Here is a 10,726-nt window from a genome sequence, read left to right as displayed (position 1 = left end):
TCTGTTCGAGCCGCTTGCGCTTTTCTTTATGATCCAGCTCCAGCGGCTAGATTGTTTGGTGGCTTCGCTTCTTCCTACAAGGCAAAAAGCGCCTCTACGTCAGAAGCTCCATCCCCCTCACAATCTGAGCGAGCCGCTTGCGCTTTTCTTTTGCAAAAATAAACAGGAAACAACATGAAAATAACGAATATACTATATACTAAGTTAAAGGTTGTATAGTATATGGTGATCGGGTGATGACATATGATTTATGTGGAAAAAGTCATTATTGTAGAAGGTAAGTCAGACAGAAGAAAGATTGAATCTATTATTCGTGAACCGGTGGAAATTGTTTGTACAAATGGTACAATTGGTTTGTCGAAAATGGATGAGCTCATTGATCAATTTTTTGATAAGGACGTATATGTGCTAGTGGATGCTGATGATGCAGGGGAAAAGTTAAGGAAACAATTTCGAAAAGAATTTCCGCAAGCAGAGCATATTTATATTGATCGCTCGTATCGCGAGGTGGCGACTGCGCCTTCTTCACATTTAGCAAATGTATTATGGGGAGCTGACATTGACGTTTATACAGAATATTTACGGTAAGGAATGATAGAAGTGATTGACTGGACAGGTACCGAAGCTACAGCCCTAATAGAAAACGAAGAAAAAACAGTGCTATATGTATATACACCAATGTGTGGAACATGCCAATTAGCAAAAAAGATGTTAACGGTTGTCGAGATGACGATTGAAGATTTGAAAATTGGAATGTTAGATTTAAATTATGCTCCGCATTTAGCGAAAGAGTATGGAATCGAAAGTGTGCCGTGTTTACTTATTTTTGAAAATGGGACACTGATGAAGAAGATATATGCATTTCATTCGGTTGAATATTTATATACGGAATTAAAGTAGGCGGCAAAGTTTTTGCCGCCTCGACATATTTCTTGGGAAATATGTCGAGATGCAGGGTGGTTACAGTATTTGTCGAGCGAAAGTTACAGGATTGCTCTTTAGTGAGAGGGAATGGTATGTGTAATAGAAAGTGATATGAAGGATGTGATTTAGGGTGAAATTATATTCTTTGCTACAATCATTTGTAAATTACGCTAATGGTCAATATCATTTAGAACCGCTTTTAAGACAAGGAGAAAGAACTGTTAATTTTCGTTTTGGAGATGAATGCTGTTCATTACAAATTTCAAGGGATTATATTGAACTTTTGAAAGAGGAAAGAGGAACAGAACAAATCGTTTGTGTAGATGAGGAAGATGTAAAACAATTGGTGAACGGAAATGTACGATTGCAAATGTTAATGAATGATGGACGTGTACAATATTCGGGAACGTATCGAACGATGCTATTAGTCGAATCGATGTTTCATATATGTAAACCGATGTCAGTAGGTGCCTAAAAGTCTGAAGTTTCTTTTTTTACGAAAATTTCTGTTGACATGGCGTATGGATATTGATACAATTCAATTCATAAAATATAGACAATTTAATAAATTACAAATCAGACGAAAATGTAATCTGATTTCTCTTATCAAGAGAGGTGGAGGGACTGTGCCCTGTGAAGCCCGGCAACCGTCAACTTATGTTGAAATGGTGCCAATTCCTGCAAAGCAAATGCTTTGAGAGATGAGAGAGAGGGATAATGTTGTTATATACGCATATAAACCTTTCTGCTTCTCTAAAAGCGGAAAGGTTTTTTTGTTGTTTGAATGTGGAGGACATTCAAATAATAAGAGGAGCTATACCGATGGACTACACGCATCAAAAATAAAAAAATTGCGGAGTCTATCCAAAGTTTTATGAAATCTAGCTCCAGCGGCTAGAACAGTCGGTCGTTTCATCCCTTCCTATGAGGCAAAAAGCGCCTCTACGTCTGGGATTCGGGCGCCCTCTTGTTCTAAACGAGCCGCTTACGCTTTTTAAACAAAAAAGGGGTGAACATCATGATCTTATTAGAAAATGTAAAGAAAATATATAAGGCAAAAAGCGGTGATGTCACTGCTGTAGATAACGCCAACTTACAAATAGAGAAAGGCGAAATATTTGGTGTTATCGGATATAGTGGCGCTGGGAAAAGTTCTTTAATTAGATTGTTTAATCAGTTAGAGAAACCAACGTCTGGTCAAATTACAATCGCAAATCGTGTAATTTCAGCAATTACAGGAAGTGAACTTCGTAAGGCAAGACAAGAAATCGGAATGATTTTTCAGCACTTTAACTTACTTTGGTCACGAACTGTACGCGAAAATATCGAATTCCCACTCGAAATTGCGGGTGTGGATAAGGCGAAGAGAAGAAAACGGGTTGATGAGTTAATTCATCTCGTTGGATTAGAAGGAAGAGGAGACGCATATCCATCTCAGTTAAGTGGTGGACAAAAGCAGCGCGTTGGGATTGCAAGAGCGTTAGCAAATAATCCACAAGTACTTTTATGTGATGAAGCAACGTCAGCTCTTGATCCAGAAACGACGGATCAAATTTTAGATTTATTATTAGACATTAATAAGCGCCTCAACTTAACAATTGTATTAATTACACATGAGATGCACGTGATTCGGAAGATTTGTAATCGAGTTGCTGTAATGGAGAAAGGGAAGATCGTAGAAACAGGTCCAGTACTTGACGTATTCCGTAACCCACAGCAGGACATTACAAAACGCTTCGTACAGCAATTAACTGATTCTGAAGATACGAATGAAACGATTGAAAGTTTAATAGAAAAATATCCAGATGGAAAAGTGGTTCGCTTGCAGTTTATCGGTGAAGCCGTAGAAAGACCGGTACTTCAAAGGTTAATGCAGCGCGGTGATATAGAAGTTAGCATTTTGCAAGGAAATATCGCACAAACAAATAACGGTTCTTACGGTAGTTTAGTCGTTCATTTAAATGGCGAAGAAACAGCGATCCAGCAAGCGATAGAAGGAATTCATCAAGATCAAGTAGAGCTGGAGGTGATTGCACATGGATAAGTTAATCGCAAATATTGATTGGAATCAAATGTTAGAAGCAACTGGTGAAACGTTATATATGACGGCAATCGCAGCGCTTGCCACATTTGTTTTAGGACTTATTTTAGGATTATTACTCTTTATGACAGCGAAAGATAATTTATGGGAAAACAAAGCAATTAATACGGTGATTGGAGCGTTCGTAAATATTTTCCGTTCTATCCCGTTCATCATTTTAATTATTTTATTAATCCCGTTCACAAAGATTCTTCTTGGAACAATACTCGGAGCGAGTGCAGCGCTGCCAGCTTTAATTATTGGTGCAGCACCGTTTTACGCGAGAATGGTTGAAATCGCGCTTCGCGAGATTGATAAAGGTGTAATTGAAGCTTCAAAAGCGATGGGAGCAAAAACAAGCACAATTATTTTGAAGGTGTTAATTCCAGAATCGTTACCAGCGTTAGTATCTGGTATTACGGTTACGACAATTGCTTTAGTAGGCTATACAGCAATGGCAGGAGTTGTTGGTGCTGGTGGCCTTGGAACACTTGCTTATTTAGAGGGGTTCCAGAGAGGGAATAACGATGTAACAATCGTTGCGACAATTTGTGTATTACTCGTTGTATTTTTAATTCAGTGGATTGGTGATAGTTTAACGACTCGAATAGATAAAAGATAATGAAAACAGGGGGATATTTCAAATGAAAAAATTATTACTTACAGCACTTATTTCAACTTCAATATTTGGTTTAGCTGCTTGTGGCGGGAAAGATAAAGATGAAAAGAAACTTGTTGTTGGTGCTTCTAACGTACCGCACGCTGAAATTTTAGAAAAGGCAAAACCGTTACTTGAGAAAAAAGGAATTGAGTTAGAGATTAAAAAATTCCAAGACTACGTGTTACCGAATAAATCGTTAGCAGATAAAGAATTAGATGCGAACTACTTCCAGCACATTCCGTATTTAGAAAAAGAAATGAAAGATAAGAAATATGATTTTGAAATAGCAGGAAAAATTCATTTAGAACCGATTGGTGTGTATTCTCAAAAATATAAGAGCTTAAAAGAACTTCCAAACGGGGCGACAATTATTATGAGTAATTCTGTTACTGATCATGGTCGTGGTTTAGCAATTTTACAAAAAGAAGGCATTTTAAAAATTAAAGACGGAGTAGAGCCAGTTAAAGCAACTCCAAAAGATATTGCAGATAATCCGAAAAACTTAAAATTCAAAACAGATATCGAGCCGGGCCTATTGCCACAAGTGTATAACAATAAAGAAGGCGATGCTGTTTTAATTAACTCTAACTATGCGATTGATGCGAAATTAAACCCAGAAAAAGATGCAATTGCAATTGAAGGTGATGATTCTCCATACGCAAACGTAGTAGCTGTTCGTAAAGGCGATAAAGATAAAAAAGAGATTAAAGCTCTTGTAGAAGTACTGCATTCTAAAGAGATTGAAGACTTTATTAACAAAGAATATAAAGGGGCAGTTATTCCTGTAAAAGAATAATTGCTGAAAAAGGGCTGGTGTATGCCGGTCCTTTTTTACTACATAACTATAGGGAGAAGGGGACGTCATATGAAAAAGATTCTACTGTCAGTTGTTACAGCATTATCTGTATTTACATTAGCTGCTTGCGGGGGGAAAGAAGAGAATAAGCTTGTTGTGGGAGCTTCTAACGTGCCGCATGCTGTTATTTTAGAAAAGGCACAGCCGATACTAGAGAAAAAGGGTATTAAATTAGAGATTAAAAAGTTTCAGGATTATGTTCTGCCGAATAAAGCGTTAGCGGATAAGGAAATTGATGCGAACTACTTCCAGCACATTCCTTACTTAGATAAAGAAATTCAAGAAAAGGGATATAAAATTGTAAACGCAGGAAAAATCCATTTAGAGCCAATGGGCATTTATTCTAAGAAATATAAAAGTTTAAAAGAACTTCCAGATGGTGGAACAGTTATTATGAGTAATAACGTAGCGGAGCGTGGCCGTATGCTCGCATTGTTACAAAAAGGCGGCGTTATTAAATTAAAAGACGGTGTAGATGTTGTTAAAGCAACAGTGAAAGATGTTGTAGAAAATCCGAAAAACTTAAAGTTTAAAACAGATGTAGAGCCTGGATTGTCACCAAAGCTGTATGAAAATAATGAAGGCGATGCTTTATTCATTAATTCAAACTATGCAATTGATGCGAAGTTAAATCCAACAAAGGATGCAATTGCGATTGAAGGATCAGACTCTCCGTACGCAAATATTATTGCAGTTCGTAAAGGTGACGAGAAGAAAAAAGAAATTAAAGAATTAGTAGAAGTACTGCATTCAAAAGAAATTCAAGACTTTATTAATAAAGAATATAAAGGTGCTGTACTTCCGGTAAGTGAATAAACACAAGGAAAGGACTGGAAAATTTCCAGTCCTTTTTTCTTTATATAAATAAGAAGAAAGGTGTATTATATAAGGATGCAAGGGAAATACTTATATACATTTGTGAAAAAATTGTTACTTTTTTTCGTCGTTTGCGATATCATTTTATTTGATATAAGATTAGAATGAGAATAAAATGAGAATATGAACGTTTTAGGAATTTTTAAAATGTATATATAGGATTAATGGAGGTATTGAGATGGCTGGTTCTACATTAACGGTTAAAGACTTACACGTATCAATTGATGGCAAAGAAATTTTAAAAGGTGTAAACCTTGAAGTAAAGGGTGGAGAAATCCACGCAATTATGGGACCTAACGGAACAGGTAAATCAACTTTATCTTCTGCAATTATGGGTCACCCAAAATATGAAGTAACAGAAGGTAGCATCATCATCGACGGTGAAGATGTATTAGAAATGGAAGTAGATGAGCGCGCACAAGCCGGTCTATTCCTAGCAATGCAATATCCAAGTGAAATTAGCGGAGTAACAAACGCTGACTTCTTACGTTCTGCAATTAACGCACGTCGTGAAGAAGGCGATGAAATTTCTCTTATGAAATTTATCCGTACTTTAGATAAAAACATGGAATTCCTAGAAATGGATCCAGAAATGGCACAACGTTACTTAAACGAAGGTTTCTCTGGTGGAGAGAAAAAACGTAACGAAATTCTTCAATTAATGATGATTGAGCCAAAAATCGCAATCTTAGATGAAATCGACTCAGGTCTTGATATCGATGCATTAAAAGTTGTATCTAAAGGTATTAACCAAATGCGTGGCAAAGAGTTCGGTTGCCTAATGATTACGCATTACCAACGTTTATTAAACTACATCACTCCAGACTTCGTTCACGTTATGATGAACGGTCGTATCGTTAAATCTGGTGGCCCTGAGCTTGCACAACGTCTAGAAGCTGAAGGTTACGACTGGATTAAAAAAGAATTAGGTATTGAAGACGAAACAGCAGAGCAAGAAGCGTAAGAGAGGAGCATAAACATGACAATCGGTACATTACCTTTCGATCAAGAAACAATCCGTCAGCGCGCAAGCGAAGTAAACGAAGCTGCTTGGTTGACTGAGTTCCGCTTACAAGCTCTTGCACAAGCAACTGAACTTCCAATGCCAACGCCTGATAAAACGAAAATTGAAAAATGGGACTTTATCGGAAAAGGCGACGCTGCTAAGCAAGAGCCTGTAAGTTCTTTAACAGAGCTTCCAGAAGCAGTGAAAAACTTAATCGATGAAAATAACAGCGTATTAGTACAACGTACTGGTACAACTGCTTTCGTTTCTTTAGCAGACGAAGCAAAAGAAAAAGGTGTTATTTTTACAGACATCGTAACAGCTGCAACAGAGCATGCTGAATTATTACAAAAGTATTTAATGAAAGATGGCGTGAAAGTAGACGAGCATCGTTTAACTGCACTTCATGCTGCATTAATCAACGGCGGTGCATTCGTATATGTTCCGAAAAACGTTGTTCTTGAAACTCCACTTCAAGCTGTATTCTTAGTAGACGGCGAAGAAGCTAACGTATATAACCACGTATTATTCGTAGCTGATGCGAACAGTACTGCAACTTATGTAGAAAACTACGTTGCAAATGAAAATGCTAAAGGTATTGCAAATATCGTAGCAGAAGTAATCGTGGAACAGGGCGCACAAGTGAAGTTCGGTGCGGTTGATCTATTAGCAAAAGACGTAACAACTTACGTTAACCGCCGCGGTGTTGTTGGACGCGATGGCCGTATTGATTGGGCTTTAGGCCTTATGAATGACGGAAACACAATTTCAGAGAACGTTACGAACTTAATGGGCGACGGTTCATATGCTGATACGAAAACAGTAACAATTGGCCGTGGTAACCAAACACAAAACTTTACAACTAAAGTTGTTCACTTCGGTAAACACTCTGAAGGTTGGATCTTAAAACACGGTGTACAAAAAGATAGTGCAACATCTATCTTTAACGGAATTGGTAAGATTGAACACGGTGCATCTAAATCAAATGCACAACAATCTTCTCGCGTTCTTATGTTAGATGAGAAAGCTCGCGGGGATGCAAACCCAATTCTTTTAATTGACGAAGATGATGTAATGGCAGGTCACGCAGCTTCAGTAGGCCGCGTAGATCCGTACCAATTATACTACTTGATGAGCCGTGGTATTCCAAAACGCGAAGCAGAACGTTTAGTCATCCATGGATTCTTAGCACCTGTAGTAAATGAGCTTCCAATTGAAGGAGTAAAAGCACAGCTTGTTGAGGTAATTGAAAGGAAAGTTCGCTAATGAATATTCATGAAATACGCAAACAGTTTCCAATTCTTGATCAAAAAGTGAACGGCAAACAACTTGTTTATTTCGATAGTGCAGCAACTTCTCAAAAACCAATTCAAGTCATTGAAACGTTAGAACGTTACTATAAAGAATATAATTCTAACGTGCATCGCGGTGTTCATACGCTCGGTACGAAAGCTACCGACGCGTATGAAGGTGCACGTGAGAAAGTTCGCAAGTTTATTAACGCGAAATCAATGGAAGAGATTATTTTCACGCGCGGAACGACAACTGCATTAAATACAGTAGCAGCTAGCTATGGTCTTGATAATGTAAAAGAAGGCGATGAAATCGTCATCTCTTACATGGAGCACCACAGTAACATCATTCCGTGGCAACAAGTTGCGAAGAAAACTGGCGCAACTTTAAAATACCTTCCGCTTCAACCAGACGGTACAATTTCTTTAGAAGATGTTCGTCAAACAGTTACACCGAATACAAAAATCGTTTCTATTATGCACGTGTCAAACGTACTTGGAACGATTAACCCTGTAAAAGAAATCGGAGCAATCGCACATGAAAACGGTGCAATCATGATCGTTGATGGAGCACAAAGTGCACCTCATATGAAAGTGGATGTACAAGATTTAAACTGTGATTTCTACGCATTATCTGCTCATAAGATGTGCGGACCAACAGGTGTCGGCGTATTATATGGTAAGAAAGAATTGCTAAACAATATGGAGCCAATTGAGTTTGGCGGTGAAATGATTGATTTCGTAGATTTACAAGAATCTACGTGGAAAGAGCTTCCGTGGAAGTTTGAAGCAGGTACACCGATTATCGGTAATGCAATCGGACTTGGTGCGGCAATTGATTTCCTAGAAGAAATCGGTCTTGATAATATTGAAAAGCATGAGCATGAATTAGCGCAATACGCTTTAGAAAGACTATCAGAAGTAGATGGCGTTACAATTTATGGTCCGAAGCATCGCGCTGGTCTAGTTACATTTAATATTGAAGACGTACATCCTCACGATGTAGCAACAGTATTAGATGTAGAAGGCATTGCGGTTCGCGCAGGACATCACTGTGCACAACCGCTTATGAAGTGGCTAAAAGCTTCTTCTACAGCACGTGCAAGCTTCTATTTATATAATACAAAAGAAGAAATTGATACATTTGTTGAATCGCTAATCAAGACAAAGGAGTATTTCACAAATGTCATTTAATAATTTAGATACGTTATATCGTCAAGTTATTATGGATCATTATAAAAATCCTCGTAACCATGGCGTGCTAGAAGATAGTGTTACCGTTAACTTGAACAATCCAACTTGCGGCGATCGTATTCAACTTACGATGAAAGTAGAAGAAGGTATTGTACAAGAGGCGAAGTTTGAAGGAGAAGGGTGTTCTATCTCAATGTCTTCAGCTTCGATGATGACACAAGCAGTAAAAGGTAAGAAAATTGAAGAGGCACTTCAGCTTTCTAAAATTTTCTCTGACATGATGCTAGGAAAAGAGTACGATGACAGCATTGATTTAGGAGATATTGAAGCATTACAAGGCGTATGCAAGTTCCCTGCACGTATTAAATGTGCAACATTAGCGTGGAAAGCGTTAGAAAAGGGCTTAAACGAAGATAAGTAATGTTAAAGGTTCCTAAAAACGAGGTTATCTAAGGAGGGACACACCAACATGGCGAAGCAACTGCCAGATATCGGCGATTATAAATATGGTTTCAAAGACAAAGACGTTTCGATTTTCCGTGCTGGACGCGGTTTAACAAAAGAAATCGTTGAAGAGATTTCACGTATGAAAGAAGAACCACAGTGGATGTTAGACTTCCGTTTAAAATCACTGGATAAGTTCTATGAAATGCCAATGCCACAATGGGGCGGCGACTTAAACGACTTAGATTTCGATGAAATTACGTACTACGTAAAACCATCTGAGAAATCTGAGAAGTCTTGGGATGAAGTACCTGAGGAAATTAAAGCGACATTTGATAAATTAGGTATTCCTGAAGCTGAGCAAAAATATTTAGCTGGTGTATCTGCACAGTACGAATCTGAAGTTGTATACCACAACATGAAAGAAGACCTAGAAGCTCTAGGAATCGTCTTCAAAGATACAGATAGCGCATTAAAAGAGAACGAAGATATTTTCCGTGAGCATTTCGGAAAAGTAATCCCACCAACAGACAACAAATTCTCTGCATTAAACTCTGCAGTTTGGTCTGGTGGATCATTCATCTACGTTCCTAAAGGTATTAAAGTTGATACACCACTTCAAGCGTATTTCCGTATTAACTCTGAAAATATGGGACAATTCGAGCGTACGCTTATCATCGTAGACGAAGGCGCACACGTACACTACGTAGAAGGTTGTACAGCACCTGTTTACACGACTAACTCACTTCACAGTGCGGTAGTAGAAATCATCATTAAGAAAGATGCATATTGCCGTTATACAACAATCCAAAACTGGGCGAACAACGTATACAACCTAGTTACAAAACGTGCGGTTTGTGAAGAAAACGCAACGATGGAATGGATTGACGGTAACATCGGATCTAAATTAACGATGAAATACCCAGCAGTTATCTTAAAAGGCGAAGGCGCTCGTGGTTTAACATTATCTATCGCGATTGCTGGTAAAGGCCAACACCAAGATGCTGGTGCGAAAATGATTCACTTAGCACCAAACACATCTTCAACAATCGTTTCTAAATCGATTGCGAAGCATGGTGGTAAAGTAACTTACCGTGGTATCGTACAATTCGGACCAAAAGCGAAAAACTCTCGCTCTAACATCGAGTGTGACACGTTAATCATGGATAACCAATCTACATCTGATACAATTCCTTATAACGAAATCAAAAACGATTACGTTTCACTTGAGCACGAAGCGAAAGTATCTAAAGTATCAGAAGAACAATTATTCTACCTAATGAGCCGCGGTATTTCTGAGCAAGAAGCTACAGAAATGATCGTAATGGGCTTCATCGAGCCATTCACTCGCGAACTTCCAATGGAATACGCAGTTGAAATGAACCGCCTAATC

The 10,726-nt window shown here is 38.2% G+C and carries 12 protein-coding genes and 1 riboswitch; all 12 genes read left to right on the top strand.

Going from position 1 to position 10,726, the window contains the following annotated elements:
* The first annotated feature begins 243 nt into the window (after nt 1-243).
* The gene (locus BAU23_RS13010; RefSeq protein ID WP_000640865.1) at nt 244-588 is read left to right on the top strand and encodes a toprim domain-containing protein; all 345 of its coding nucleotides are present in this window, start codon (nt 244-246) and stop codon (nt 586-588) included.
* 3 nt (nt 589-591) lie between these two features.
* A complete protein-coding gene (locus BAU23_RS13005) occupies nt 592-900 on the top strand; it encodes a thioredoxin family protein (protein ID WP_080120005.1) in 309 nt (102 codons plus the stop codon).
* Nucleotides 901-1,054: 154 nt separating this feature from the next.
* Nucleotides 1,055-1,399 carry a hypothetical protein gene (locus BAU23_RS13000; protein WP_000781228.1) on the top strand — a complete coding sequence of 115 codons (345 nt, stop codon included), beginning with the start codon at nt 1,055-1,057 and terminating at the stop codon, nt 1,397-1,399.
* 125 nt (nt 1,400-1,524) lie between these two features.
* A riboswitch (SAM riboswitch) is annotated at nt 1,525-1,632 on the top strand.
* A gap of 310 nt (nt 1,633-1,942) precedes the next feature.
* Complete coding sequence (locus tag BAU23_RS12995; protein ID WP_000601785.1) at nt 1,943-2,968, top strand: methionine ABC transporter ATP-binding protein; 1,026 nt, start codon at nt 1,943-1,945, stop codon at nt 2,966-2,968.
* Nucleotides 2,961-3,626 carry a methionine ABC transporter permease gene (locus tag BAU23_RS12990; RefSeq protein ID WP_002129754.1) on the top strand — a complete coding sequence of 222 codons (666 nt, stop codon included), beginning with the start codon at nt 2,961-2,963 and terminating at the stop codon, nt 3,624-3,626. Before BAU23_RS12995 ends, BAU23_RS12990 begins: the two co-directional genes overlap by 8 nt.
* A gap of 22 nt (nt 3,627-3,648) precedes the next feature.
* On the top strand, nt 3,649-4,461 hold the full coding sequence (metQ, locus tag BAU23_RS12985) for a methionine ABC transporter substrate-binding lipoprotein MetQ (protein ID WP_016130794.1): 813 nt from the start codon (nt 3,649-3,651) through the stop codon (nt 4,459-4,461).
* Nucleotides 4,462-4,530: 69 nt separating this feature from the next.
* Nucleotides 4,531-5,337 (top strand): methionine ABC transporter substrate-binding lipoprotein MetQ, encoded by an 807-nt coding sequence (metQ, locus tag BAU23_RS12980; protein ID WP_000722406.1) that lies wholly within the window; start codon nt 4,531-4,533, stop codon nt 5,335-5,337.
* Nucleotides 5,338-5,575: 238 nt separating this feature from the next.
* Entirely contained in the window at nt 5,576-6,361 is a 786-nt protein-coding gene (sufC, locus tag BAU23_RS12975) for a Fe-S cluster assembly ATPase SufC (RefSeq protein ID WP_071734592.1), read from the top strand.
* A gap of 15 nt (nt 6,362-6,376) precedes the next feature.
* Nucleotides 6,377-7,669 (top strand): Fe-S cluster assembly protein SufD, encoded by a 1,293-nt coding sequence (gene sufD / locus BAU23_RS12970; protein ID WP_000152177.1) that lies wholly within the window; start codon nt 6,377-6,379, stop codon nt 7,667-7,669.
* Nucleotides 7,669-8,889, top strand: a complete 1,221-nt coding sequence (gene sufS / locus BAU23_RS12965; protein WP_001020755.1) for a cysteine desulfurase SufS — start codon at nt 7,669-7,671, stop codon at nt 8,887-8,889. Before sufD ends, sufS begins: the two co-directional genes overlap by 1 nt.
* Entirely contained in the window at nt 8,879-9,310 is a 432-nt protein-coding gene (sufU, locus tag BAU23_RS12960; RefSeq protein ID WP_000009523.1) for a Fe-S cluster assembly sulfur transfer protein SufU, read from the top strand. Before sufS ends, sufU begins: the two co-directional genes overlap by 11 nt.
* Before the next feature lie 48 nt (nt 9,311-9,358).
* Nucleotides 9,359-10,726, top strand: a 1,368-nt coding sequence (gene sufB / locus BAU23_RS12955) for a Fe-S cluster assembly protein SufB (protein ID WP_071734591.1), incomplete at its 3' end; no start/stop codon positions are given.

The organism is Bacillus nitratireducens (genome assembly GCF_001884135.1).
Lineage (GTDB): Bacteria > Bacillota > Bacilli > Bacillales > Bacillaceae_G > Bacillus_A > Bacillus_A nitratireducens.
Note: the sequence above shows the minus strand (reverse complement) of the source record. Positions and strands in the feature narration are given on the sequence as shown.